At 67.2% G+C, this 23,843-nt stretch carries 25 protein-coding genes; 9 read left to right on the forward strand and 16 right to left on the reverse strand.

Going from position 1 to position 23,843, the window contains the following annotated elements; translation table 11 throughout:
* Positions 1-520 precede the first annotated feature (520 nt).
* The 4 genes from KXC43_RS48475 (at position 521) to KXC43_RS48490 (ending at position 3,394) form a co-directional block, all read left to right on the forward strand.
* On the forward strand, positions 521-1,036 hold the full coding sequence (locus KXC43_RS48475) for a hypothetical protein (RefSeq protein ID WP_221383093.1): 516 nt from the start codon (positions 521-523) through the stop codon (positions 1,034-1,036).
* Positions 1,037-1,282: 246 nt separating this feature from the next.
* Positions 1,283-1,819, forward strand: a complete 537-nt coding sequence (locus KXC43_RS48480) for an O-acetyl-ADP-ribose deacetylase (protein ID WP_221383094.1) — start codon at positions 1,283-1,285, stop codon at positions 1,817-1,819.
* A 164-nt stretch (positions 1,820-1,983) separates the two neighbouring features.
* The gene (locus KXC43_RS48485) at positions 1,984-2,616 is read left to right on the forward strand and encodes an SMI1/KNR4 family protein (protein WP_221383095.1); all 633 of its coding nucleotides are present in this window, start codon (positions 1,984-1,986) and stop codon (positions 2,614-2,616) included.
* 391 nt (positions 2,617-3,007) lie between these two features.
* Positions 3,008-3,394 carry a hypothetical protein gene (locus tag KXC43_RS48490; protein ID WP_221383096.1) on the forward strand — a complete coding sequence of 129 codons (387 nt, stop codon included), beginning with the start codon at positions 3,008-3,010 and terminating at the stop codon, positions 3,392-3,394.
* A 775-nt stretch (positions 3,395-4,169) separates the two neighbouring features.
* On the opposite strand, the gene KXC43_RS48495 is transcribed toward KXC43_RS48490, so the two are convergent.
* Together KXC43_RS48495 and KXC43_RS48500 are read right to left on the reverse strand one after the other, a co-directional pair.
* Positions 4,170-5,117 (reverse strand): M56 family metallopeptidase, encoded by a 948-nt coding sequence (locus KXC43_RS48495; protein WP_221383097.1) that lies wholly within the window; start codon positions 5,115-5,117, stop codon positions 4,170-4,172.
* Entirely contained in the window at positions 5,114-5,485 is a 372-nt protein-coding gene (locus tag KXC43_RS48500) for a BlaI/MecI/CopY family transcriptional regulator (protein WP_221383098.1), read from the reverse strand. Before KXC43_RS48500 ends, KXC43_RS48495 begins: the two co-directional genes overlap by 4 nt.
* A 193-nt stretch (positions 5,486-5,678) precedes the next feature.
* Here KXC43_RS48500 and KXC43_RS48505 point away from each other — a divergent pair, with 193 nt between their 5' ends.
* Entirely contained in the window at positions 5,679-6,248 is a 570-nt protein-coding gene (locus tag KXC43_RS48505) for a copper resistance CopC family protein (RefSeq protein ID WP_221383099.1), read from the forward strand.
* 147 nt (positions 6,249-6,395) lie between these two features.
* Here KXC43_RS48505 and KXC43_RS48510 read toward each other — a convergent pair whose 3' ends face one another.
* The 4 genes from KXC43_RS48510 to KXC43_RS48525 all read right to left on the reverse strand — a co-directional run bounded on the left by KXC43_RS48510 (position 6,396) and on the right by KXC43_RS48525 (position 10,381).
* The gene (locus tag KXC43_RS48510; protein WP_221383100.1) at positions 6,396-7,001 is read right to left on the reverse strand and encodes a class I SAM-dependent methyltransferase; all 606 of its coding nucleotides are present in this window, start codon (positions 6,999-7,001) and stop codon (positions 6,396-6,398) included.
* Between the two features lie 10 nt (positions 7,002-7,011).
* On the reverse strand, positions 7,012-7,926 hold the full coding sequence (locus KXC43_RS48515) for a cation diffusion facilitator family transporter (RefSeq protein ID WP_221383101.1): 915 nt from the start codon (positions 7,924-7,926) through the stop codon (positions 7,012-7,014).
* Between the two features lie 155 nt (positions 7,927-8,081).
* Positions 8,082-9,968 carry a bifunctional copper resistance protein CopD/cytochrome c oxidase assembly protein gene (locus tag KXC43_RS53130; RefSeq protein WP_221383102.1) on the reverse strand — a complete coding sequence of 629 codons (1,887 nt, stop codon included), beginning with the start codon at positions 9,966-9,968 and terminating at the stop codon, positions 8,082-8,084.
* Positions 9,965-10,381, reverse strand: a complete 417-nt coding sequence (locus KXC43_RS48525) for a PH domain-containing protein (protein WP_221383103.1) — start codon at positions 10,379-10,381, stop codon at positions 9,965-9,967. Before KXC43_RS48525 ends, KXC43_RS53130 begins: the two co-directional genes overlap by 4 nt.
* 97 nt (positions 10,382-10,478) lie before the next feature.
* Here KXC43_RS48525 and KXC43_RS48530 point away from each other — a divergent pair, with 97 nt between their 5' ends.
* The gene (locus tag KXC43_RS48530) at positions 10,479-12,077 is read left to right on the forward strand and encodes a copper resistance CopC/CopD family protein (RefSeq protein ID WP_308129596.1); all 1,599 of its coding nucleotides are present in this window, start codon (positions 10,479-10,481) and stop codon (positions 12,075-12,077) included.
* Between the two features lie 110 nt (positions 12,078-12,187).
* On the opposite strand, the gene KXC43_RS48535 is transcribed toward KXC43_RS48530, so the two are convergent.
* Entirely contained in the window at positions 12,188-12,397 is a 210-nt protein-coding gene (locus tag KXC43_RS48535) for a hypothetical protein (RefSeq protein ID WP_221383105.1), read from the reverse strand.
* A 96-nt stretch (positions 12,398-12,493) separates the two neighbouring features.
* Between KXC43_RS48535 and KXC43_RS53135 the strand changes: the two genes are divergently transcribed.
* The 3 genes from KXC43_RS53135 to KXC43_RS48550 all read left to right on the forward strand — a co-directional run bounded on the left by KXC43_RS53135 (position 12,494) and on the right by KXC43_RS48550 (position 14,585).
* Entirely contained in the window at positions 12,494-13,225 is a 732-nt protein-coding gene (locus KXC43_RS53135; protein WP_221383106.1) for a DUF1775 domain-containing protein, read from the forward strand.
* Positions 13,226-13,332: 107 nt separating this feature from the next.
* Positions 13,333-13,977: a DsbA family protein gene (locus KXC43_RS48545; protein WP_221383121.1), complete on the forward strand. Its 645-nt coding sequence runs from the start codon at positions 13,333-13,335 to the stop codon at positions 13,975-13,977.
* On the forward strand, positions 13,974-14,585 hold the full coding sequence (locus tag KXC43_RS48550) for a vitamin K epoxide reductase family protein (RefSeq protein WP_221383107.1): 612 nt from the start codon (positions 13,974-13,976) through the stop codon (positions 14,583-14,585). The genes KXC43_RS48545 and KXC43_RS48550 overlap by 4 nt, the downstream gene beginning before the upstream one ends.
* Here KXC43_RS48550 and KXC43_RS48555 read toward each other — a convergent pair.
* From KXC43_RS48555 to KXC43_RS48595, 9 genes are all read right to left on the reverse strand, one after another.
* On the reverse strand, positions 14,564-15,169 hold the full coding sequence (locus tag KXC43_RS48555) for a methyltransferase family protein (protein ID WP_438870961.1): 606 nt from the start codon (positions 15,167-15,169) through the stop codon (positions 14,564-14,566). The two genes, KXC43_RS48550 and KXC43_RS48555, sit on opposite strands and share 22 nt — an antisense overlap.
* A gap of 79 nt (positions 15,170-15,248) precedes the next feature.
* On the reverse strand, positions 15,249-16,736 hold the full coding sequence (locus tag KXC43_RS48560; RefSeq protein WP_221383109.1) for a hypothetical protein: 1,488 nt from the start codon (positions 16,734-16,736) through the stop codon (positions 15,249-15,251).
* Positions 16,737-16,776: 40 nt separating this feature from the next.
* Positions 16,777-18,267: an FG-GAP repeat domain-containing protein gene (locus KXC43_RS48565; protein ID WP_255646129.1), complete on the reverse strand. Its 1,491-nt coding sequence runs from the start codon at positions 18,265-18,267 to the stop codon at positions 16,777-16,779.
* Between the two features lie 496 nt (positions 18,268-18,763).
* Complete coding sequence (locus tag KXC43_RS48570) at positions 18,764-19,366, reverse strand: cadmium resistance transporter (RefSeq protein WP_221383111.1); 603 nt, start codon at positions 19,364-19,366, stop codon at positions 18,764-18,766.
* 39 nt (positions 19,367-19,405) lie between these two features.
* Positions 19,406-19,729 (reverse strand): cation efflux transmembrane domain-containing protein, encoded by a 324-nt coding sequence (locus KXC43_RS48575; protein ID WP_221383122.1) that lies wholly within the window; start codon positions 19,727-19,729, stop codon positions 19,406-19,408.
* Positions 19,726-20,049 (reverse strand): hypothetical protein, encoded by a 324-nt coding sequence (locus tag KXC43_RS48580; RefSeq protein WP_221383112.1) that lies wholly within the window; start codon positions 20,047-20,049, stop codon positions 19,726-19,728. The genes KXC43_RS48575 and KXC43_RS48580 overlap by 4 nt, the downstream gene beginning before the upstream one ends.
* Positions 20,046-20,396 (reverse strand): ArsR/SmtB family transcription factor, encoded by a 351-nt coding sequence (locus KXC43_RS48585; RefSeq protein WP_221383123.1) that lies wholly within the window; start codon positions 20,394-20,396, stop codon positions 20,046-20,048. The genes KXC43_RS48580 and KXC43_RS48585 overlap by 4 nt, the downstream gene beginning before the upstream one ends.
* Before the next feature lie 1,340 nt (positions 20,397-21,736).
* The gene (locus tag KXC43_RS48590) at positions 21,737-23,083 is read right to left on the reverse strand and encodes an FAD-dependent oxidoreductase (protein WP_221383113.1); all 1,347 of its coding nucleotides are present in this window, start codon (positions 23,081-23,083) and stop codon (positions 21,737-21,739) included.
* A gap of 2 nt (positions 23,084-23,085) precedes the next feature.
* Positions 23,086-23,754 carry an arsenate reductase ArsC gene (locus KXC43_RS48595; protein WP_221383114.1) on the reverse strand — a complete coding sequence of 223 codons (669 nt, stop codon included), beginning with the start codon at positions 23,752-23,754 and terminating at the stop codon, positions 23,086-23,088.
* Positions 23,755-23,843 lie beyond the last annotated feature (89 nt).

The following is a 23,843-nucleotide window of genomic DNA, read 5'->3' on the forward strand; positions in this document are numbered from 1 at the left end:
TGGCACGGCGGGTTCGGGCCGGGGGCCGCTGGAAAAGGACCTGCTTGCAGGCACCTCGCCGGCGGCCTACCGGTACTGCACTCGACAAAGTCAGTGGTCCGGGCGGCGACGACCTGTCCCAGCGGATCCGGCACCATGATCGCTGTGGCCCGGTGCAGCGGTCGGGTGTAATGGACAGTGGGCCCCATTGCCGGGATGGCGTTGGGCTTCGTCGATTCGGTGGTCAACCACGTGCCTGTGCTGCTCGGCGAGGTAGGCACTGCACGTGCTGAGCGTGGGGCCTGGTCGCAGGCGGCGAGTTCTTTAGTCTGATTCTGGATGCCGGGTGGGCTTCGGCAGCGGCGGCGGTGCTCGTGGGTCGGCTGGTAAGCCGACACACGCGGCCGGCATCCGGGCTGCCGCGCGGCGCTGCGGCAGGTGCCCTGGCCCTGATCTTCGCCACGGCCGCCTATCACGGCACTATCCTGAATGCCACCGAGGTTCAGAGAACTCTGGTGACAAAGTCCACCAGGAGGTCAAATTGTCGGACGACCCTGAAGCCGCTTTAGGCTCTCGGACCACTGGCCAGAAGGCGGGCGCTGCCGCCATCTTTGACAAGACCGAGCCGTGTGCCGAAAAGATCAAGACGATCCTTGAGATGATTGTCGGCCTAATCGTCGTACTCGGAGTTTTGCTGCGGGTGTTACCTGATGTCGCGCACCTACGGGTGCCCGACGATGTAGCGATATTCGGCATAGTCGCTTCGGGTCTGGCCGTCGTAGCAGCAATTGAGCTGGCTTACACGCTGTTCACCCCAGGTCCTGATGAAGTTATCGACCCACTCATGCTTGGCCTTTCAGCGACATTACTCTTCCAAGTAAGCAAAATGGAGAAATTCGACTGGAGCGCCGGCGTGGCAGTTGTCTCGTTCGTCGTGGCGTTAGGCGGGTTATTTTACATACGACGAACGTTTATTGACAGGAGGCGGCGACAGCTGGCGCCCCTCAGTAACGTTGAACAAGCGCAGGACACTAACGCCGACCAACGCCGAGGATAAAGACGTAAAGCCATGATAGAGGATTTAATTTGGCACTCGGGCTCACTCAACTCGGCAGTTCAGGAAGCACCGCGGCTCGGATGGCGACCACCCAGCGTGACGGAACTCCACCGGCTGGCGCGCACGATCGGCGGCATGAGAGCGCACGTGATCTTGGTGAATTTCTCGGATAACATCGGCGGGCAACCGTCTTCTGGCCCGCCTATGGGCACGGCTATCGGCTCCCTGGCTTGAGAGGTATGGGCAGTGCGGATCGAGCTGGTCACCGGCGACATCACGGCCGAGCAGGTCGACGCCATCGTCAATGCGGCGAACACGTCCCTGCTGGGCGGCGGCGGAGTCGACGGAGCGATCCACCGCAAGGGAGGCCCGGCGATTCTGGAGGAATGCCGGGCTCTACGGGCCAGCCAGTACGGCAGAGGTCTGAAGATCGGCCAAGCGGTGGCAATCACTGCGGGGCGGCTACCCGCCCGATGGGTGATCCACACCGTCGGACCGGTGTTCAGTACCAACGAGGACCGCGCCCCGCTGCTCCGCAGCTGCTACGCCACGTCGCTGGCCGTCGCCGCCGACCTGGGCGCGCGGTCGGTCGCCTACCCGCTGATCTCCTCCGGCGTGTACCGGTGGCCGAAGGACGACGCCGTGGCCCAAGCATTGACCGCGCTGCACGCCGCGCCGACCCCCGTGGAACTCGTTCGCCTCGTGCTCTTCGACGAGCAGACGCGCTACGCCGCGGAGCGCGTCCACCGGGCCTTGAATACCGTCGGTGACACGCATAGCTGAGATCACATGCTCCAACGCGGCAGATCAGTGCGTGTGATGTTTGTGGGTGCGGCTCGATCATTGCCGGTCCAGTCTGATGAAGGTCTCCTCGATAACCGGATGGACGCTTGCCGATGCCCAAGCAAAGTGCAGCCGTTAGCAGGCGGCGGAAGTACCGTCAGTGCATGATGACCGGCGTAGAGCAGACGTGGGAGCGGCTCGCAGCCTGGTTCGAGACAAACGCTCCGCGGGTCCGAGCGCGGCTCGCTGAGCCGGCGACTGATGCAGATCTTCGTGCCGTCGAGAAGTCCCACGGACGCGCCCTACCGGCTGACCTCGCCGAGTCGTGGCGATGCGTCAACGGCGTTCTGGACGGCCGCGGGGATCTGGCATCGATAATGCCCGGCGGGCACTACCCCACCTCTACCGCAGGTGCAATTCGGAACCTCGAATTGAGCACCCAAATCCTGACCGAAGCGGCCGACCAAGACCCGGACGACGAAATTTTCGCCGACATCACGAACGGATGGGCAGGCGATACGTCTGACGCGTGGGCTCACCCACCCTCCTGGATTGTCATCTCGGAGGGCCCTGATCGACTCTTCGTCGACTGCCGCAAGGGTTCCCTCTACGGCTGCGTAATGAAGATGCTTCATTCCGGCGGTCAAATAGGTCCGCTCTGGCCGAACGTCGCCGCGATGCTGGCAGAGACCGCCGACGTGCTGGAATCGATCAACGCGTCTGCCCGACCATGCAGCGTTGAGTACTCGGGAGGCGAGTGGCCCATTCCCTCCACCTGGTGGTCACGCGACGAATGACAACTTCTGCCAAGCGGCTACTTGAGGACGACGGCCGGCCGACTACTGTCGTCGGAGACGACACCCGATGAACCGCCATTGGTGACACGGAGGCCAGCGCCGATACTGCGGCGCAACTCCAGGGTGAGACTGATCCGACGTACGAAGTCGTGGTGAAAGTGCCCCGCGTCAACTTGGCTCGCCCGTACCGTGGTCGTCGAGAGGGCGCCGAGTAGCGGATAGAGGTGACGTCGTGAGCCCTTCGACGGATCGACGAAGCGTGTGGAAGGCGGCCGCCAAGAGGTATGCGATACCGCGGCTCAGGGGAGAATGGCTGATCCTAGGCAGCAGGCAGCTGATGCTTCGCCCACTAGGCATGATAGTTAGAGGTGTCACAGCCCAACAGTTTACCGTGTTCGCCATTCTTGAGCCTCTCTTCATGCCGCTCGACTCCTTTCAAGCGAGTTGGCTGATCGCGACCGACTGCAACATGCGCCGGACCTTCTCGTACAACGACCTCAAACTTGGCGGTGAGCATGCCGAAAAATACATGAACGACCTGGCTGAAGAGATCAATGAAACCGCGCACCCGTTTCTTGTGGAGAATGGCAGCCTGGAAGGCTATTTTGAACACTGCCGACGAAGAAATAGCACTCATCCGAATGGGCGCGGAGACATTAATGAGCTTTTCAGGCAGGCGGCGACAGCCGTCATGCTGAGCCGCCCCGACGATGCGATAGAGGCGCTCGGCAAGCTACGGCAAGTTATTGCATCCGATCCGACTGATGACCGGGATTAGGTTCGAGATCTATACGAGCAGGCTGGTGCTCTTCGGGATCGAGTCGAAGCTGATGCGGCAGCCGTACGAGATGAACTGATTGGCGGGATCGATGAGCAAAAGCGGCGCCGGGGATTATCGCTCTCTGCGTAACAGCACCCCGGATTATTAAGCGATGAGTGACGTGGCCAGGCGTGCTCCTCTGGGCTTGTCCGCGTTGCGAGAATTGGCCGAAATCCGTAATCGTAGGACCTTTGCGGATCCGGATGCGAGTGCGGCTACAAGCGGGATCAGGACTTGCTTTGGGAATCGCGGATGCCGTCACCGACGAACCCGGCCGCGAAGACCGAGAGCAACAAAGCAACCGACCATGCTCGCCCGACTGATGCCCATCGGCGGCCCGTTGTTCAGTGCACTGTCATCGGCAGATTCGCGTACCACATCCCGCGGGTCGGTTACGCGCAGAGTAAAAGAGCTCGGGAGCTGCCGCCTGCAGCGTCGGACGGCCAAGGTCTACGAGCGGTGCCAGTTCTTACGAACATCACGACCTGCAAAGCCGGCAACATGATGCCGAGACTCAAACTCATGAACGAAGCCGGTCAGGCAGTCCTCGACGGTCTCTGGGGCCTGGGACAGCTCCCATTCGTCCCGCGGATTGTCCGCCAACCCGGCCCACAGCTGCCCAGTGACCAAACAGTCGGAGCCGTGAGCACCGTGATTGTGGGGAATCGGCGTGTGATCACCTAAGCAACTCGGCGACTTCCGGTGGACCGCCACGCGGATCAGGCGCGGTTGATCACAGGTCCCAGTGGTAGGACGACAGGAACGGCCACCAGTTGCAGGCCGCTGCCAGGGCGAGGGGCACCGCCGGTAGGAGCGCAACCGCCGCAGCGACGACGGCGCGGGAAGCCGGCTGCAGGCGACGTGGCGGCTGCATCAGGCGGTGGAGCCGTTCCACCGCGTCGCCGCCCGTGGCAGCGGTCAACCCGGCGGAAACGTCGGCGCCACCGGTTGCCATGGCGACCAGCGCCCGGGCGAGGTGCAGCGGCTGGTGGGAGGCGGCGGCCACCTCGTCGGCGCGCATCTCGACGAGCCGTTCGACCTGCTGTCGGGCGGTCGAGGTGAGCGCGGAGCGGGGGAAGATGCGGGCTGCCACATGGACGATGTCGAGCAGGGCTTGGTGATGGCCGGCGGCGTGGGCCCGCTCGTGCGCGAGCACAGCGGCCAGTTCGTCGGGCTGCAGTTGGTCGACGGCGCCCGTGGTGACCACGACGCGCTGGGGTCTGCCTGGCGCCACATACGCGGCGGGCCGGGCATCGTCGATGACGGTGACGCCGAGCCGGCCGTGACGACGGCCGAAGATCTGCAGCGTTTCTCGGTGGCGACGGCGCCGTCGGGCGATGATCCGGGTGCTGGCCAAGGCCCGCGCGCCGACCGCGGCCGCGGCGAGCAGAGCTGAACCAGCGACCAGTCGCGCGACGAGCCAGGCCAGGAAACCGTGTCGCTCGCCGGTCAGCTCGAGGCACCACGACCCGGCGACGCAGAAGCGTTCGGCTCCGCCCGGCCACGGGAATACGAGTTCGGACACAATGGCCGCGGCTGCCATGACGACGGTCAGCAGGGCTGCGTACCAGGCCGCGATGCCCAGTCGCGGGGAGCGGCGGACCCACCCGGCCTGGGGCAGCAGGCGCATCACCGTGGCTGTGAAAGCCACGGTGAACGCGACGAGGATGAGGATGATCACGTGTGGTCCGTGGGCCGCTCATAAGCGTCGAGGGCCTGGCGTAGGGCCGCACTTTCGTCGTCGCTCAGATGCTGGACGAAGGTGACCAGTGACCCGGCCGGGTCCCCGCTCTCGGTCATGGCGTCGCGCATCAGCTGCATGCCGTAGTCGGCCCGCGAGTGCACCGGCCAATAGAGGAAGGCGCGGCCGTCGCGAGCCCGCTTGAGGCGGCCCTTCTTGTAGAGGTTGTCGACCACGGTGAGCACGGTGTTGTAGGCGAGCTGCCGCTCCGGCTGCAGATCGGAGAGCACCTGGCGGACGCTGACCGGCTCGCCGCGATCCCACAGCGCGCTCATGATCGCCGCTTCCAGGTCACCGAATCCCCGCATGCCTGCCCTTCCTCGCCGCTCCGGCGGCCAGTCTAGCTGTGGAAGGTCGTTCGGCACCTGAGCACCTTAGGCCTTTCGGTGATGACATCGCCCTGGTAACTGCATCAGAATCCCAGCCTGGCAACCAGCTCCTAAGTAGCTTAGGTGTTAGCCTTCGCGGCGACCGCAATACCCGACGACAGGAGTTCTGGTCATGCAACCGAGGTTCCGGCGTAGGGCTGTCGGCATCCTCTTCGCGGCGGCTGTCGCGATTGGCTGGCCCGCCGCGCCGGCGTCGGCCCACGCCGCCTTGAAGTCGGTGAACCCGCTGGACGGTGCGGTGCTGGCCGATGCGCCCGGCCAGGTTGTGCTGACCTTCAACGAGGAGCTCCAGGAGGACTTCACGACCGTCGTTCTGACCACGGACGGCTCCCGGATCAACCTGCTCGGTGCGCGCACGAGCGGTGACACGGTGACGCAGCCGTTGCCGAATGCGCTGCCCGCGGGAACCTATGCGACGTCGTACCGCGTGGTGTCGGCCGACGGGCACCCGGTCTCGGGGAAGGTGGCGTTCCGCGTCACCGCGCCGCCGCTCGTCCCCTCGTCCGAGGCGCAGTCGTCAGCACCATCGCCCTCTGAGCCGATCCCGGCCTCGCTGGCCGCCGTAGCGGCGAGTGAGGACGACGGTAGCCTCGCTTGGGTCCTGGTGGTCGGCGGTCTGGCTCTGGTGGCTCTGATTGCCGGTGTCCTGGTGGTGGGGCGGCGCCGGAACAGCAAGGCATGACGCCACCGGACGCGGGCGCCGGGCCCAGCCCGCTGCGCCCGGCGACGATTGTGGTGGCGGCCGCGGTCGCTGGCTCGGTCGACGCCCTGGTCATAGGCGCCGGCGCCGGCCAGGCCTTCATGAGGCCTGGCACGACGTGTCGATGCACTACCGTCGTTCAGCCACGCCGAGAAAGTAGTCGCCGCTGACGCGGGTCAGGAAGCGGTCGCCCACCTCGAAGCCGTGGCGCTCCAGCTCGATCCGGAACTCGTCGGCAGTGAAGCGGTCGTGGACCGGGTGGTCGAACAGGCGCCGGTACGACGGGCGGGCCAAGGCGCTCGCGGTGACTTCGTCGAAGTAGAACCGGCCACCGGGGCGCAGGACGCGGGCGACCTCGCCGACGGCGGATCGCCAGTCGGGGATGTGGTGGATGATCGCGAAGTCGAACACGGCGTCGTAGCCAGCGTCGGCGACCGTTCTCAGGGCGGCGGCGTCGCCGACCTCGAGCCGGACCCGGTCGCCGAACGGGGCCAGGCGTCGCCGGGCTCGGGCGATCATGGCCGGGTCGAGGTCGATGGCGTCGACGTGAGCGGCGCCAAACTGTTCGAGGATGAGGCGAGTGCCGTAGCCGGGCCCGCAGCCGATCTCCAGTACTCCGGCGCCGGTCGGTAGTGAGCCGCCGAGGCGGCGCAGCCAGGGCACCTCGTACCAGCGTTGCAGCCATCGCCGGGGCGGTGAGTTGATCAGGGCGCTCTCGGTCTTGTTCATCAACATCCGCGCTGTCCTAGGGGTGCGTCGAGTGTTCGTGGCCGGCATGACCGGCCGGTTCGAGCTGGAACGTGGAGTGCCCGACGTCGAAGTGACCGGTCAGGCACTGCTGCAGGGCGTCGAGCAGTTGGGGTGCGTGGCCGTCCTGGAAGCAGGAGTCGTCGACGACCACGTGGGCGCTGAGCACCGGCAGGCCCGAGGTGACGGTGAGCACGTGCAGGTCGTGGATGTCCTTGACGTGGTCGAGCCCGGTGATGTGCTCGCGGACCTGGTCGAGGTCGATGTCGGCCGGGGCGGCTTCGAGCAGGATGCTGACCGCCTCGCGCAGCAGTTTCAGGGCGCGCGGCACGATGATCAGGCCGATCAGGACGGAGACGATCGGGTCGGCGCGGTAGAAGCCGGTCAGGGCGATCACGCCTGCCGCGATGAGCACGCCGACCGAGGTCGCGGTGTCGGTGGCGACCTCCAGGAAGGCGCCCTTCATGTTGAGGCTGGCGGTGCGGGCCCGGTAGAGCAGGGCGACGCCGATGAGGTTGCCGATCAGGCCGATCGCGCCGAAGACGGCCATGCCGCCGGGCTCGACCTCGGCCGGGTCGACCAGGCGGCGTACGCCCTCGATGAAGACGTAGACGCCGATGCCGCTGAGGATGAGGCCGTTGATTGCGGCCGCGAGGATCTCGGCCCGGGCCCAGCCGAACGTGCGGCGGCCGGAGGGTGGGCGTGCCGCCAGCAAGGTGGCGCCGAGGGCCAGGGCGACGCCGCCGGCGTCGGCGAGCACGTGTCCCGCGTCGGCCAGCAGGGCGAGGCTGCCGGTGAGCAGGGCGCCGACGACCTCGATGGCGAAGATGCCGACCGAGATCGCCAGGACGCCCGCGAGTAGGCCGCGGTGGCTGCCGGTCGCCGTCTGGCCGTGGCTGTGTCCGTGCCCCATCAGTGCCTCACTCTCTGACTCATGTTCATATGCGCAACTTAGCATGTGTTGGTTGCGGCGCGGGAGGGGCGCCCGGTGGAGGTTGTAAGGCAGCAACCGGACGCCCCTCGCGCCGCAGGCGCACCGGGAGCAGGTGCGCCGCGTCGGTGGTCAGCTCATGGGCTGACGTCCGCCGGCTGGCGTGGCGAAGAGGTTTGCTGCGTGCGGTTTCCCGGCCGTCGCCGCAGCACCAGGGCGAGCGCGGCGAGCAAGGGCACCGCGGCGGCGAGCGCGAGCCATCCGGCGGTGCGTTGGTCGGCCTCGGGTGTTGGCCCCCAGGGTCGGGCCAGTGCGGTGTGCCAGTCGGCGGCGAGCGCCTGGCCGTACTGGGTCAGGGCCACGCCGAAAACGATGTAGAGCGCTGTCGCGGTGCCGATGAGCCCGATGCGTACGGATCTCGGCAGTGGCCTTGCCGACAGCACCGCCCGGAAGAACAGGCAGCCGGTACCGGTGAGGACGGCGACCATGACCAGGTGCGCCGCGTGCGAACGCAGGACGAGGTCGTAGAGGCCGGTGACGTAGAGCGCGAACGTGCTACCCGCGAACAGCACCAGGACGACATTCGGCTGGCTCAGCATGGCCAGTCGACGCGACCGCACCACGGCCTGCACCAGTTCCCGCGGGCCCGGCCAGGACGGATCCGCCGCCGGACTCCACGCGCGCAGAACCAGAGATGCGGGTGCGCCCACCACCAGAAGCAACGGCGCCACCATCAGCAGCGCCAGGTGTTGCAAGACGTGCACGCTGATCAGCAGCGGCGCGTAGCGAGCCACACCGCTGCCGGTTGCGACCACGAGAACGGCGCACCCCGCCAGAAAGGCGACCATGCGTCCGGCCGGCCACGACGCGCCTCGCCGGCGCAGCCGCAAGAAACCCACCACGTACGCCGCGGCCGCTCCGATCGCGAGGGCGATGATGAGGGGGTCGGGAAGCCAGTCGGTGAGCAGATGCCCGGTCGTGATCGGAGGCGGCATCGGGAAGCCGAGCAGCGAGGTCGCCGCGGTCTCCTCGGCCTCACCGGCCGGGCTCGGCGTCCGCGACAGGGCGACCGACACCCCGACCGTGAGCGCGAACAACACCACCTCAGCGCCGGCCAGGCGATGAAAGCGATTCCGGTCAAGGGGCGCGATGGCTCGACGTTGCCAAGCGCCGATCCCGGCCAATACGAGCAGCAGCACCACTTTGAGCAGCACGATCTGGCCGTAGCTCGAGAGGAACAGGGTCCCCGCGTTCGGGAGACGGACCAAGGCCGAGACAAGGCCGGAAGCGGCCACGAGGGTGATGCAGCCCGTGGCCACGGTGGAGAAGCGCCGTACAGCCATGGTGAGTTGAGGGTTCGGAACGCGGGCCGAAAGCAGCAGCGCGAGCAGACCCCCGGCCCACAGCGTCACCGCGATGACGTGGATCAGCAAGGCCGAAACGGCCGCCTGATGATTGCTGGCCGAGGCCGCGTGACCGGTGAAAACGGGCGGAACGAGCGCGGCGACCGCCGTGGCCAGCGCGATCCACGCCGTGTCAGGCCGCAGGGCCAGGCGGGCGATCATGACGGCCAGGAACGCCAGGGCTGCCTCGGTCAGCAGAGCGCGCCCGAGCGGCACATCCCGGACGAAGCTGGCGGCCGCGCTCACGGTCAGCTCCTGCACCGGCCGGCCCAGCAGATCGGCGAGAGTGAAGGCTGCCTGGGTGAGCGCGCAGACGGTCCAGCCGAGTCCGGTCCACAGCGAAGCGCGCAGACGCCGATAGGCGGAGACCGACAGCCGTCCACCTTCACGGGGTGACAGCAGGGCGGCCGCCAGCAGTAGGCCGACCGTGGCAACAGCGAACAATCGGGACCCGAGCCGTGCCACCGGCAGGCCCCACACCGTCACCATGCCGGGATTCGGCAGACCCGGCAGCGTCCGGGTGTCGATGGCACCGCCGTACCGCAGAAGCAGCACGCTCACCGCAGTGGCGGCCAGCGCACCGCCACCAACCGCCGCGAGCCGCAGAATGCGCCCGCTCACGCCGCCTCCTCGTGCAACCTGCGCAGCTCACGGATGCCTTCCACGGCCCGGTTACCGTCGCTCACCTGGATCGCCATCAGCTGAACCGCGTCGCCGGACCGCAGCTCGAGCGACGCCCACGGGGTGCCGCGTTGATAGCGCACGGCGATGACCGCCGACCAGGGCAGCTCGAAGTTCCCGATCAGGTTGACGACCCGGATGCCGTCGGCGTCGGCGCGGACCGAGATGCGCAGAGGCGTCAGGGCTACGAGGCCGAGGGTGATGCCGACGCCAATGAGCGCCCAGCTGTCGGAGATGAACAGCTTTCCCCCGTACGCGGTGGTACCCGTCAGCGTCGCCCCGGACCACACCAGCACGGCCGCGATCGCGGCAGCGGCCAGCACGGTGGCTTGGCGCATCCGCCGCGGTCGCACCAGGACGACCCCTGGCCCCGCCGGGGTACGCTTCCTTCGCCTAAGCACCTAAGTAGGTTAGGAGAGTGGCGTGCGGTGGTTGCACAGAGGGGTCCTTGTGGGCCTCCTCGCCGGCGCGTTCTTCGCCCCCGCGCCGGCTCTCGCGCACGCGTCTCTGACCACGAGTGACCCCGGCAACGGTGTCGTGGTCCCGGATGCCCCGGATCGGGTGACGCTCACGTTCACCGAGTCGGTGCAGGTGCTCTCCGGCCGTACTCAAGTGCTGGCACCGGACGGATCAGCGGCCCACCAGGGCGATCCGATCGCCGACGGCGCCACGATCACCATCTCGTTGCGGCCTGGCGGTGGCCGGGGCACCTACCTGGTCAGCTACCGGGTGCTCTCGGCAGACAGCCATCCGATCAGCGGCAGCATCACCTACTCGGTGGGGGAGACCTCGGGAACTCCGACGGCTGCATCAGATGACGTCGACCCGGCGCTGCGGATACTGATCCCGGTCGTGAAGTACCTCGGCTACCTGGGGCTCGTGCTGGTGATCGGGCCGGTGCTCCTGCTGACGCTGCTGTGGCCGCATCGACTCGGGCGGCGTGGTCCCGGGCGGCTGGTCTGGAGCGGCCTGGGGCTGGTCGGTGTGAGTACCCTGCTGGCGTTGTGGCTTCAGGTCCCCTACGCGTTCGGAACCGCTCTGTTCGATGTGCGCCTGGGCGACCTGCGCGACGTGCTGGGCAGCACGTTCGGCGCGGTCATGCTGGTGCGGCTCGGCGTGTTGTGCGCCTGCGCGTTTCTGCTGCGGCCGCTGCTGCGTGGTTCCGGCGGCGACTCCCGTACGGATCTCGCGTTGCTCGGCGTGCTGGGGCTCGCGGCAGCGGCGACCTGGCCACTCACCGGGCATCCCACGGCCTCACCGGTCGCGGGCGTGTCGGTGGTCGTCGACACGATTCATCTCGGCGCGGCCTCGGTCTGGGTCGGTGGGCTGGTCGTGCTGGCCGGGTTTCTGTTGCCGCGGGCCACCCCGGGCGAGCTCGGTGCGATCCTGCCGATCTGGTCGCGCTGGGCGGCGGCCGCGGTCAGCGCGCTCATCGTCGCCGGCGTCATTCAGGCCCTGATCGAGGTGCCGTCTCTGGGGGCCCTTGTCGGCAGCACGTACGGCCGGGTCCTGCTGGTCAAGCTCGGCCTGGTCGCGCTGGTCCTGATCGTGGCGTCGTTCTCGCGGCGGATGGTCGAGCGGCGTGCGGCCGAGACTGAGCCACGCGGCCTGCGCCGGATAGTCGTGGTGGAAATCGCGGTCACAGCAGTGGTGATCGCGGTGACCTCCGCGCTGGTCCAGATCCCGCCGCCGCGCACCAGCCTGGCGGCCGAGGCCGGGCCGGCGAACACCACCGTGACCAAGACTGTTTCCAACGCTACGACGACACTGCGGGTCGACGTGCTCCCGGCCGCGGTCGGCAACAACTCCATTCACCTGTACGCCTACACGCCCGTCAATCAGCCACTGACCGTGGTCGAGTGGCGAGGCACGGTCGAACTCGGCAGTGCCGGAATCGAGCCGATCGAGATTCCCCTGCTGCGGATCACCGACTTCCACGCGATCGGGGATGTCGCGCTGCCGGTGGCCGGCGAGTGGACGGTCAAAGTCACCGTGCGGGTCAGTGACATCGACCAGTCGACGCTGACCACGACCGTCCAGGTCAGCTGATCATCTGTCGCTGCGGGCGACCCACACGATCAACGCGACCACGACAGCGAGCAGCACGGTGAAGGCCAGCACCAGCACTTCACCCGTGTGCGCCGACCCTCCCAATGCGATCACTTCACCGGGACTGTCGTCGTGACGGTGGCCACCGGGTTGTCGAGTGGCTCAATGCCCTGCGCGGGCAACGCGGCCGTCACAGTCCACTCCTCGACCCGCAGCGGTTTGCTCTCCGGGGTGTAGGCGAAGGCGTGCGCCTGTGCGGGCGAGGCCGGCCAGCACAGGGCGGCCAGCAATCCGACCAGCAGGCATATCGCCCTTTTCACAGCACACTCCCAACGTCGGCGCACAGCCGACGCACTATACCTAAGAAGCTTAGGTGATAGGCTTCCGCGACCCTTGAACCTCGGGAGTGACCCATCGTGACGACAATTGGGCGACGCGCGGCCACGTATGCAGCCGCGGCTCTGCTGGGGACCGCGGCTGCGCTGTCCCTGGCCGGACCGGCGGCGGCACACACCGGCATCACCATCGAACCGGCGAAGGCCGGCGCCAAGAACGCGATCGCCGACGTCAACGCCGAGGCCGAGTCGCAGAGCGCCGGCGTCACCAAGGTCCAGATCTTCCTGCCCGCGGGCATCGTGCCGGCCGACATCACAGCAGTCAGCCTGCCCAAACAGTGGAAGCTGACCAAGCAGGACACCAGCTACACCGTCGCGGGTCCGGCCCTCGCGGTCGGCACCAACGCCGAGCACAAGGTCCGCATCCGGCAACTGCCCATGTACGCGGAGATCAGCTTCCGGGTGCTGCAGAGCTACAGCGACGGCAAGACCGACCGGTGGATCGCGCTGCCCAGCAAGGACGACCCGGAACCGGCCAACCCCGCCCCGACCGTCAAGCTCGCCGGTGGCACCGGCGTCGCGCCGACCGCAACGCCGTCGCCCTCACCGTCGCCCTCTGCAAACCCGAGCTCGAGCCCGTCAGCTTCCTCGCCGAGCGCGCCGGGCACGGTTGATGCAGCGCCTCCTGCCACGAACTCGTCCGCCAGCAGCGGCAGTAACGCCGGCTGGTGGATCGGTGGCGGCATCCTGCTCGTCGTGCTGATCGCGGGCGCGCTCCTGCTCGCCCGGAGTCGTGACACCTCCCGTTCCTGACACCGCCTGACACCCACGACCACAGAGGAGGGCCATCGATGTCGGCGAAGAAGCAGACTGCGAAGAAGGCCAGTGCCAACGCGGCTCGAGACATCCGCAAGCGCGGCATGAGCACCAATCTCAAGGCCACGATCGGCGTTGCGGTCCTCGCTCTGGTCATCATCGTCGGTGCGGTCCTGACCACCCAGAAGAAGGAGGTCAGCCCGGCCGCGGCCGCGCAGTCCCTGGTGCGGGAGAACAGTCACCGGTTGTCGACCGCGGCCGACGGCAAGACGACGGTCGTCGAGTTCCTCGACTTCGAGTGTGAGGCCTGCGGCGCCGCCTACCCGGATGTCGAGCGCCTGCGGGCCGAGTACGGCGACCGGATCACGTACGTCGTGCGGTATTTCCCGATCGCCAGCCACCCCAATGCGTTCAACTCGGCGCATGCGGCCGAGGCCGCGGCCCGGCAGGGCAAGTTCGAGGAGATGTACAAGAAGCTGTTCGACAACCAGGCCGCGTGGGGGCACAAAGAGCAGTCCCAGGCCGCAATTTTCGAGCAGTACGCCACCGAGCTCGGGCTGGATCTGGCCAAGTTCAAGGCCGACGTGGCCAGCCCCGAGGTCTCCGCCCGGGTCGAGGCCGACGCCACTGACGGGCAGGCCCTGGGTGTTCAGGGCACGCCGACCTTCTTCATCGACGGCGAGAAACACAACGCCGACCCGAACTACGACATGCTCAAGGCCGCGATCGACAGCTCCCTGACCCGATGAGCCTGGCGACCCGGCCGACCGTCGACCGAGTCATCAGCGATCGGCTCATCGGCGCGATCCTGACCATCGGCGGTCTCATCGGAACGCTCGCGGCGTTCGTGCTGACCGTCGAGAAGATCAGCCTGCTCAAAGACCCGGCCTACGTGCCGAGTTGCTCCATCAGCCCGCTGCTGTCGTGCGGGTCGATCATGGCGTCGTGGCAGGCCGAGACGTTCGGCTTCGCCAACCCGTTGATCGGGCTGGCCGCGTTCCCGGTCGTGGTCACCACCGGCGTCGCCGTGCTCGCCCGAGTGCGGCTGCCCCGCTGGTGGTGGCTGGGCCTGCAGGGCGGCGCATTGTTCGGCGTCGGGTTCGTGCACTGGTTGTTCTTCCAGAGCGTCTACCGCATCGGCGCGCTGTGCCCGTACTGCATGGTCGTCTGGGTCGTCATGATCGTGCTGTTCACCTACGTGAGTCTGTACAACCTCGAGCGCGGCCACCTGCCGGCACCGAAGTCGGTCACCGGCGCGCTTGTCCGTGTCCATACCGCCGTACCGCTGCTGTGGATCCTGATTCTGGCCGCCCTGATCGCAGTGCAGTTCTGGAGCTATTGGCGCACCCTCATCTGACTGATCATGGGCACGAACCGGCCGGTGCCCTCGACGTACTCGCGGTAGGTGTTGCCGTGGGATGCCCGCAGATACGGCTCCTCGACCGCGCGCACCTGAAGCTCGATCCCGGCGACCACGGCCAGCAGCACCGGTATTTGCGCCCAGGTCGGCGTCATCGCGGTGATGCCGGCGACCGCCACGATCATCGCGGTGAAGATCGGGTTGCGGACGACTCCGAAAACCCCGCCGGTGACCAGCCTCGTGCGCTCACCGGCATCCACCCCGATGCGCCAGGACGAGCCCATCGCTTGCTGCGCCGCGATGATCGAGGCAAACCCAAGAACGCCGACCACAAGTCCGGCGCCTTGAATGACCGGATGAACCAGAGCCGGCACCGGATCGAGCGCCCCGACCGCATCCAGCAACGGCGCGGCCAAGCCGCCGAGCAAGCCGACGGCGAGCAGAATTTGAGCCCACCAGGCGGCGGAGCCGGCCGCCGGATGCGAATGCCGGTGGCCGGTGTCGCCGGTCCGCCGCTTATGGAGCCAGGTGCGCAGACCGAAGGCGGTGAGCACGCCAATCAGATACAGGCCGAACGCCAACCAAGCCATGACGCAGATAGTACAGCAGTCAATGTACTATCGGGGCCGGCGAATGCTTGTCCGCTCGAGGGCAGGACAGCTAGGGATCTGCTGAGGCAGCGCCGCGGCGGATCGGGAGCCGGTCGAACGCCTCCTGCAGCATGACGTTGCGATCGGCCGGCTCATGAAAGCGCTGGAGTGCCGCCCCGAGCTCCCACGCCTGGCGGTCGTCGCCGACGCGCATGATCTCGTGCAGGATGCCGCTGATGGAGCGGCGCCGCCCGATCGCGACGAGTTGCTCGATGTCGCGTACGGGGGCGACGGCGGTCGGAAGCGCCGGTGTGGGCAGGAAGGCCCGGCCGAAGCTGTTGGCCACGTACCAGGGATCAAGGGTGACGACCATACCCATGATCGGCCGGTCGGCCGGGATGTGCGCGAACTGCGGCGCACGGGACTGGATCTTTCCGAGAGTCCGCCCCAGCTGGCCGAACGCCTCGCCGAGCGTCTTGCTGTAGGCGACTTGGACGGTGGCGTCGGCGGCGCGGGCTGCGAGGGGAGAGCGTGTCGCCTTGGTCTCAACGAGCAGCACCAGGTCCTCGAAGACGACGAACCAGTCGATGCTCTTCGCCTCCTGCCTGCCCTCTCGGTATACGACCTCCGGGTGCACGGTCACGCCAGGAATGGTGGCGAGCTGGCGACCGACGTAATCCTCGTGCAGTTCACCAAGATCGCGCGTGAACGCGGTTCGCCACCGGCTCAGCCCGACGTAGTACAGCTCGAGCGGTGTGAGGCGGCGGGGGATGAGGTGGCGGACGGGTGCGATCAGCCGGCCGTCAGAGAGGCGCACGAAGGGGCGCGAGGTCAACGGGTTGAACGCATAGCGATCAAGATGCGGCAGGGGCGTCCTCGTGGCAGCTGCCTCGTCTTCGTGGCGGAATTCGTCCATGGTCTGTGCAAAGACGGAGTTGATGACGGCGAGGATCTCCTTGCGCGGGAGTACGGCAAGCAGCTCGGCGAACTGTGGCTGACTCAGCCACGTCGGGTCGAACAAGCCGCCGTTATGTTCCGCGGACGTCGCGAGCAGGACGACGATTTCCGTCGCGGTGATCATGGGAGCCCCGACCAACTCCGTCATGGCCTGCTTGGACACCACCTCCAGCGGTTTACGCCCGGTGTAGTCGTCGAAGAAGGCGATCGGACGGGCCAGTTCGGCCAGTCCGTGCTCCTGGTACGGGAACTGTTCGTACAGGGTGCGAGCCATGATCGCGAAGGGCGAGTTGAGACTCGGCTGGTCGAGCTCGGCCGGGGCGAGGTTCTCATGCATGTGGCATGCGATCACCACGTCTCGTTCCCGTGGCAGAGTCCGCCGGTGCTGGTTGCCGTACCGGATCGAGGCCTTCGCCACCGCGGCGAGCGCCCACGGTGGTGTCGCGGTAAAGGTCTGGAAGTCGCGGCCCTCACCCGAAAGCCGTAGCGGCACCTTGAGGGAACGCTGCGCCACGACCATGAGCAGCGCCTCCTGGTGGAAGCGCCGAACGAAAGAGCTGAACTCCCGGTAGGAGTACTCGCGGCTCACGTCATCGGTCACAGCGGAAGCGTGGCACTCGGCGCGTGCTCGCCGCGAGGGATTACTTGCCGAGGATGCGGACCTCGGTACGGCCGCTGGCCGTCCCTGACTTCTGCACCGCCAGCAACTCCAGCTTGCCGTCGCCGTTCCAGTCGGTGACCGTCAGGTCATGACGATCGTCCGTGGCGCCCTGCGCCGTGCTCGTGCGAAGGGAGTAACGCGCGAAGTTCGAAGCGCCGTCGACCACTCGCACCTCGGTTTTCCCGCTCGTGGTCCCGGATTTCTGCATGACGACCAGGTCCAGGCGCTTGTCGCCGTTCCAGTCAGCCACCGCAACGTCATGCCGGTCATCGGTGGTCTCCAGCACCGTGTCGGTCTGCAGCAACTGCGCCTGGAAGTTCGATGCGCCGTCGAGGATTCGTATCTCTGTCTTTTCGCTGGCCGTGCCGGCCTTCTGCACCATGACGAGATCGAGGCGCCCGTCGCCGTTCCAGTCCGCCAGCGAGAACACGTGGCGTTCGTCGGTCGGGTCGAGCACGGTGACGGTCTCGAGGAGGAATCGCTGGAAGAATGAGGCTCCGTCGAGGATGCGTAGTTCCGTACTGCCGCTGGCCGTGCCGGACTTGTGCATCACCACCAGATCGGGTCGTCCGTCGCCGTTCCAGTCCGCCATGGAGAGCTCGTCGCGAGCGTCCACCTCACCGAGGACAGTTGCCGTGGTGAGGAGAAGAGGCTGGAAGTTGTACCCACCGTCCATGATCCGCACCTCGGTCTTGCCGGTGGTCGTTCCGGTGCGCTGCACCACCACCAGGTCAGCGTGGCGGTCGCCGTTCCAGTCGGCCAGCAACGTCTCGTGGCGGTCATCGAGAAGGCCGACCCCGGTCGCTGCGGTGCTCAGGACGCGTTGGAACGGGCCGGTCGGCTTCCTCACGACCTTCGGCGCGGTTTTGACTTTCGGCTTCTTGGGGGCGGCGGCGTGGCCGGCGTCCGGCCACAGCGACGTGACCATCAGAGACGCGTCGTGTACTTCCGGCGCGTACGCGCGGGGGTGAGCGGAGCCCTGGACTCGCTGGGAGACCCGGCCGATGTCGCCGGTTACCCAGTCGCCGGCCGGATGTTTGCGGAGCATCGCTCTGAGGAACGCGTAAGTCGCGTACCGGGGGTCGGTGAGCTGTGCCGGGCGTCCCCACCCCGTTGACGGCCGTTGCTGGAAGAGTCCGAGGCTGTCGTGGTCGGCGGCGACGGTGTAGTTGTTCAAGCTGCTTTCGGCGATCGCGGTGGTCACGGCTATGACGGCCGCCCGCCGTCCGAGCCCGGAGGCCTGGACGTGGCCCACGATGGCGCGGGCGCACGAGATGTGGCGACCGGTGACGGTCCGGCCGAGCCGCCGGCCCGTCATCGTCGGGCGCAGCCGGTCCGCGATCTTCTTGTCGGCTGACATCACGCCACCAGAACGGCACGGCGCGGAGGGGATGAGCCGGGCGGACCCGAACGTGCCCGGCGCCCCGTCGGCGTGTGCGGTCGTGGGCAGGGCGAAGGCTCCGACAGCCATGACCATCGCTACGAGGGCTCGCTGGATAACGACCTGGCCTCGGCGGCACGTCAAGTGCACGTCGTTCGCAGCCATGTGTCCGTGACCCTCCCCGAATTACCTCGCGCTGCATCAATGTGTCACAACTCGCATCGAGCGCGAAAGATGAAAGTCGCGGCCGATGCGCCACCCTGCCGACGCGCGGACCCCTTGGCGGTTCTCGAGGCGAGCCGGAGCTTGCGTTTGTCGTCGGCCACGGGTGCGAACGCGTGCGACGTCGGCCGTTTCGTTCGGACACATGCACGGTCGGCCGGCGGCGAGCCCGCGATGTCCGACGTTTCCGCGGGCCCCTCCTGGACAGGGAAGTCGGACTGCATGGGGCAACTCTGTGCTGCTCTGCGCCGGATGTCTCGTGTTGGCCCCACCGCCCTAAGCTGTTGCCCGTTTCAAGTGACGGTCTGTAGCGGTTGGGCGGATCCACTTGTTGGCTCAGCGGGAGCGGTGCTGCTTGCGGGCTTTAGAGCCCGAATGCGCCGCCTTCGATGAGGATCGTCAGGCCAATGCCGATGAGGACGATGGGCAGGATGATGTGTCCCCAACGGGAGAGAGTTCTGGCGATGAGTGGGCGGGTGGCCAGTAGCCAGCTGGCGGCGCACCAGATCGCAACGCCGATGAGGAAGACGATCACGTAGACGGTCATGCCGCTGGTGCCGGCGACGGTGAAGACGGGGACGTAGACGCCGATGTTGTCGCCGCCGTTGGCGAAGGTCACGGCGGCGACGTGTAGTGCTGCCGGTCCGGCGTTGTGGTTCTGGCTGTCGGCGTTGTCGTCGGGGTCGTTGCGGTGGCGCCAGGCGTTCACGGCGGCGCGGATGCCGAGCGCGAGGGGGACCAGCCCGAGGTAAGGGATCACGGTTTCGGAAAGCAGGCCGGCGCCGAGGGCGCCTATGATCGCGGCGGCGAGGATGGCGACAAAGCCGAGGTATTGCCCGGCGATCACGCGCCAGGCTCCGGCTTTGTGGCCGCGGGTCTGGCCGAAGAAGACGGCCAGCACGAGTAGATCGTCGATGTTGGTGACGGCGAACATGCCGGCGGCCTGGCCGAGCAGCGACAGGCTCACCGGTCTCCTTTGTCGCGGGCGGTTGTTCAGTGCCGGTGGTCAGTCGTCATCGTCGTCGTCGCAGACGAGTTCGCCTTCCCAGGCTTCTTTGCCTTCCATGATCGCAAATCCGGCGATGACGAACCCGGCGACCGGGTCGAGCCAGGTCCAGCCGAGCAGGGCGTAGGCGAGCAGGCCGGCGAAGGTCGAGACGGATAGCCAGGCGCAGAGTTTCGTCTCGGCGGCGTCGGCGATGACCAGCCGGGAGTTCATGGCCAGGCCGGCCTTGCGTTTGGCGTGGGCCAGCCACGGCATGATGATGATCGACGCGCCGGTCAGGATGATGCCGACCAGGCTGGTCTCGGGCTCCTCGCCGATGATCAGGTCGCGGACCCCTCGACGATCACGTAGGCGGCCAGGGCGAAGAACGTCAGCGCGATGAACTTCAGGGCCCGGCGTTCCTTCGCTTCGTCGGCATGCCCGCCACGCAGTTCGGCAGTCAGCCGGGTCAGGACGACCGCGGCGGCGGCGACCTCGATGCCGGAGTCGATGCCGAACCCGATCAGCGAGACCGCGGAGGCGGCCAGGCCCGCGGTGACGGCAATGACGCCCTCAATGAGGTTGTAGCCGATGGTGAACCAGCCGTATCGGATCGCCCGGCGGGCGGCGGGGCCGGTGACATCGGGCAGCGGATGAGCGCTCATCGGCAGGTGTCCTCGCAAGTGTCTGTGCCGTAGGTGGGGCAGAGAGCGACCGCGTGCCCGGTCGCCGCGAGCAGCTCTTCGGCCGCGGTGAGCAGGTCCAGCAACTGCGGCTGGGCCAAGGCGTAGAACATCTGCCGGCCCTGCGGCCGGCCCGTGATCAACGCGCAGTCCCGCAGGCAAGCCAGGTGAGCCGAGACGGTGGACTGGGCCATACCCAGCTGCGCAGTCAGATCGACGACCCGGGCCTCGCCAAGCGCGAGCCGGCGCAGGATCGCCAACCGGGTCGGGTCACCCAAGCTGCGAAACAGCGCCGCGGCCGGCGCCAACTCCGAACCGGGGTGAGCCATCAGCGCTTCATCTCTCATCATCGCCATCAGGCGATGATAGCGGTCCGGACGGATCAATAGGTAGTGGCTAGGGGATCGGTGTGTGCCGAGGTTGCGCTATCGCGGTTAGACGGCGGTCCGCTGCTGCAGGCGGTGGTTGGCGCGGGCTCGATGACGTTGCCGGCGAAGGCGAGCTGGTCCACGATCGCGGCGCAGTGCCGGGGTCGGTGGACGTCTTGGTCCAGCCATCGATAAAGACTCGATCGAAGCGATCGCGACGGAGGCGTTCTCCCTCGCGTTCGGTCAGGACTGGGAACGGCAGTCCCGTGCCGCGGCGGTCGTTTCATTTAGCCGAGCTCATCTACGCAGAGCAGGTCGCCGCGGCCGTAACGGGCGATGGCTTGGTGAAGACCTTTCGTCGACGGCTTCGACCAGTTCGTTGACCAGCTTCGGGACCAGCATGTAACGGACGCGGAAAGCCTTCCGTCGCAGCGCCATCGCCGAGCCCGATGAGCAGGGGAGAGTTGGCGGCGAGGGCGCGGCGGCCGACAGGGCCCGGAGGACTCAGCGGTGAGCAGTCGGCGAACGCCCTGCCGGCAGCCGCGATCAACTTCTGTGGTTACTCGCTCCCGGCGTTAGAGAAGCTTGTCGATGAGGACCGCGACGATCGGACTCAAGAAGCCCGCCACCACCGCAACGTACGAGAGCCTGATCGAGGTTCGTCCGCCGGCTCGTTGCTCGTCGATAGATGTGGTCGCATGAGTGGTGTCGATCTCTGACGCGTCGCGACGGTCAGGAGTCGGAGTTACTGTTCCCATGGAGCTCCTTTGCGATGTTCATGGCGAACCAGCTGCGGGGCCGAGAACGGCATCTGGGTTGCAGCCCGGGTGCCGTTCGTTCTGTTTGGCTTGCTGCCATCAGCTGTATTCAATGAAACACGCTTGTGTTGGAGCCATCCGGGGTGGCGCCACCCACGTGAGCGAGAACGCAGTAACCAAGGCGCCATCCTAGGATGCCTTAGGGGCTGTGTGTCAGCCCGAGCCCACAAGATCAGCGGGGACTGCGAACTGTCATCGAGGTATCCGCACTATCGACGTCGAGGCTCTCTAACAAGGCGTTACCGCATTGGCCGTTGGTCCGGCGCACGAGGCCGGCTCACACGCGATCGCCGTGGATCGCTCGGTCTTCAGCGTGCCGCGAGCCACGTCGAAGCCGAGCCACAGGCCATTGCCGCTTCCGTTGCTGTGCTGGCTGCCGACCCTAACTCGGTAGATCGACTCGTCAATGCGGAAGCGAGCCTGCTGGCCACTTCGGCCGCGTCGCATGCATCACGGGTGGTGTCGGGTCCTGATGGATACGGTTCAACTGATGGTCGCTCGTCGCCAGGCGGTGGCCGCGATCTGGGTCGCGTCCCATGGGCTTGCCAACGGTGGGGTGTACGAGAGGTCGAGCTCGGCGATGTCGTCGACCGAGGCGCCGTAGCTGATGGCGGTGGCATAAGCGTCCACGCGCTTGGATATCTCGGCGCCGCGGTGCCCCAGCAGTTGGGCGCCCAGCAGCCGTCCGGTCGTGCGGTCGCCGGTAATGCGGATACGGATCGGTGAGGAGCCCGGGTAGTAGGCCTTGTGGTCGTCAGCGACGGTTTCAACGGTGACCGGGTCGAATCCCGCCTCGCGGGCGGTCTCATCCCGTAAGCCGGTACCGGCGGCGACGAGATCGAACACCTTGACCGCCTGGGTGCCCAAGGAGCCGGCGAAGGTGGCCTGGCCGCCGACCGCATTGAGACCGGCCACCCGGCCCTGCTTGTGGGCGGTGCTGCCGAGCGGCAGGTACACGTACTGGTCGAGGATCCGGTGGTAGGTGTGGACGCAGTCTCCAGCGGCGTAGACGTCGGGCACATTGGTGCGCATCTGCCGGTCGACGGCGATGGCACCACGTAGGCCGAGGTTCACGCCGGCGGCGGCAGCGAGAGCTGTGTCGGGCCGGACACCGGTGACGATCAGAACGATGTCGGCGGAGTGTTCGCCGGCCTCGGTCTCGACGACCAGGCCCGTCGCCCCGGTGCGGATGGTGTGAACTTTGGTGCCGTGGCGGACGGTCACGCCTCGGTCGGCGAGGTGCTGTTCGAGGTGGGTCGCCAGTTCGGCGTCGATGGTGGGCATGACCTGGTCGAGTTGTTCGAGCACGGTGACCTGAAGGCCGCGGGTGGCCAGGGCTTCGGCCATCTCGAGGCCGATATAGCCGGCGCCGACGATGACGGCGGTGCGTGCTTGCCTTTGCTGCAGCGAGTTCTGGACGTCGAACATGTCGCCCATGGAGTGCAGGACGTGCACGCCTTCGGTCCAGCCGAGCTCGTCCAGGCCGTTGATCGGCGGGAGGGCCGGCACGGCGCCGGTGCCGATGACAAGTTTGTCGTACTCGAGGGTTGTCGTCCCCGCCGTGACGGTGTGGGCTTGCGGGTCGATGGCGGTGACCCGGTGGTTGAGGCGCAGGTTCAGGCCGGCGGTTTCGAGGTCGGCGGTGGTGCGATGGGCAAGCCGGCGCCAGTCCGGGACGTCGCCGGAGATGTGGTACGGGATACCGCAGATGCTGAAGTTCGGGTAGGCGTCGGCGACCAGCAGGGTCACCTCGGCGGTGGGGTCCTGTTCGCGGGCGGCGAGTCCGGCGCTGATGCCGGCGTCGCTGCCGCCGATGACGAGCAGTCGCACAGTCAGCCTTTCGCGGCGGGAATCTCGAGCTGGTCGATCAGGGTGCGGACGCGGCGTTCGAGGTCGTCGCGGATCGGGCGGACGGCGTCGACGTCGAGTCCGGCGGGGTCGTCGAGGTCCCAGTTCTCGTAGCGGGTGCCGGGAAAGACCGGGCAGGCGTCGCCGCAGCCCATGGTGATGACGACGTCGGCGGCGCGGACGACTTCGTCGGTCCAGGGCTTGGGGTATTCGCTCGTGATGTCGATGCCGCGTTCGGCCATGGCGGCGATGGCGGCGGTGTTGATCTCGTGGCCGGGCTCGGAGCCGCCGGACCAGGCGACGGCGTTGTCGCCGGCGAGGTGGGTGAAGAAGCCGAGGGCCATCTGCGAGCGACCGGCGTTGTGGGTGCACAGGAACAGCACGACCGGTTTGCCGTCGCGGTGGTGTCCTTCCACCCGGGCCAGGGCTTGGAGGCGCTGGCGGGCGAACCGCTCGGCGAGCAGCGGCAGGAAATTCGGCACGCAGCTGATGGACGCGAACTGGTCGTAACTGCTGTGCAGGAACCGTTCGATGGTCTCGGGGCCGTAGAGGCCGGTGAACTCGCGGCCGAGGTTGCCGGCGGCGGTACGTAGGGCGACCTGCTGGTCGATGGACAGGTCGCGGTGCTCGTAGGGCAGGACGAAGTCGGTCATCGCTGATCTCCGTAGTGATGTGTAGGGCGACCGGCAGCCGCACCGCTATTAGATACCTCAGCTTTAGTTGAGTCAACTTCCACTGAACT

Source organism: Paractinoplanes polyasparticus, assembly GCF_019710575.1.
Classification (GTDB): domain Bacteria; phylum Actinomycetota; class Actinomycetes; order Mycobacteriales; family Micromonosporaceae; genus Actinoplanes; species Actinoplanes polyasparticus.

What these genes read in the sequence shown, in the direction of transcription:
- KXC43_RS48485 (WP_221383095.1), top strand. Translation starts at nt 1,984, where the DNA reads ATGATGACCGGCGTAGAGCAGACGTGGGAGCGGCTCGCAGCCTGGTTC.
- KXC43_RS48500 (WP_221383098.1), bottom strand. Translation starts at nt 5,485, where the DNA reads ATGCGGGGATTCGGTGACCTGGAAGCGGCGATCATGAGCGCGCTGTGG.
- KXC43_RS48505 (WP_221383099.1), top strand. Translation starts at nt 5,679, where the DNA reads ATGCAACCGAGGTTCCGGCGTAGGGCTGTCGGCATCCTCTTCGCGGCG.
- KXC43_RS48510 (WP_221383100.1), bottom strand. Translation starts at nt 7,001, where the DNA reads ATGTTGATGAACAAGACCGAGAGCGCCCTGATCAACTCACCGCCCCGG.
- KXC43_RS48515 (WP_221383101.1), bottom strand. Translation starts at nt 7,926, where the DNA reads ATGGGGCACGGACACAGCCACGGCCAGACGGCGACCGGCAGCCACCGC.
- KXC43_RS48545 (WP_221383121.1), top strand. Translation starts at nt 13,333, where the DNA reads ATGAGCACCAATCTCAAGGCCACGATCGGCGTTGCGGTCCTCGCTCTG.
- KXC43_RS48550 (WP_221383107.1), top strand. Translation starts at nt 13,974, where the DNA reads ATGAGCCTGGCGACCCGGCCGACCGTCGACCGAGTCATCAGCGATCGG.
- KXC43_RS48565 (WP_255646129.1), bottom strand. Translation starts at nt 18,267, where the DNA reads ATGGCTGTCGGAGCCTTCGCCCTGCCCACGACCGCACACGCCGACGGG.
- KXC43_RS48580 (WP_221383112.1), bottom strand. Translation starts at nt 20,049, where the DNA reads ATGAGCGCTCATCCGCTGCCCGATGTCACCGGCCCCGCCGCCCGCCGG.
- KXC43_RS48585 (WP_221383123.1), bottom strand. Translation starts at nt 20,396, where the DNA reads ATGGCTCACCCCGGTTCGGAGTTGGCGCCGGCCGCGGCGCTGTTTCGC.
- KXC43_RS48595 (WP_221383114.1), bottom strand. Translation starts at nt 23,754, where the DNA reads ATGACCGACTTCGTCCTGCCCTACGAGCACCGCGACCTGTCCATCGAC.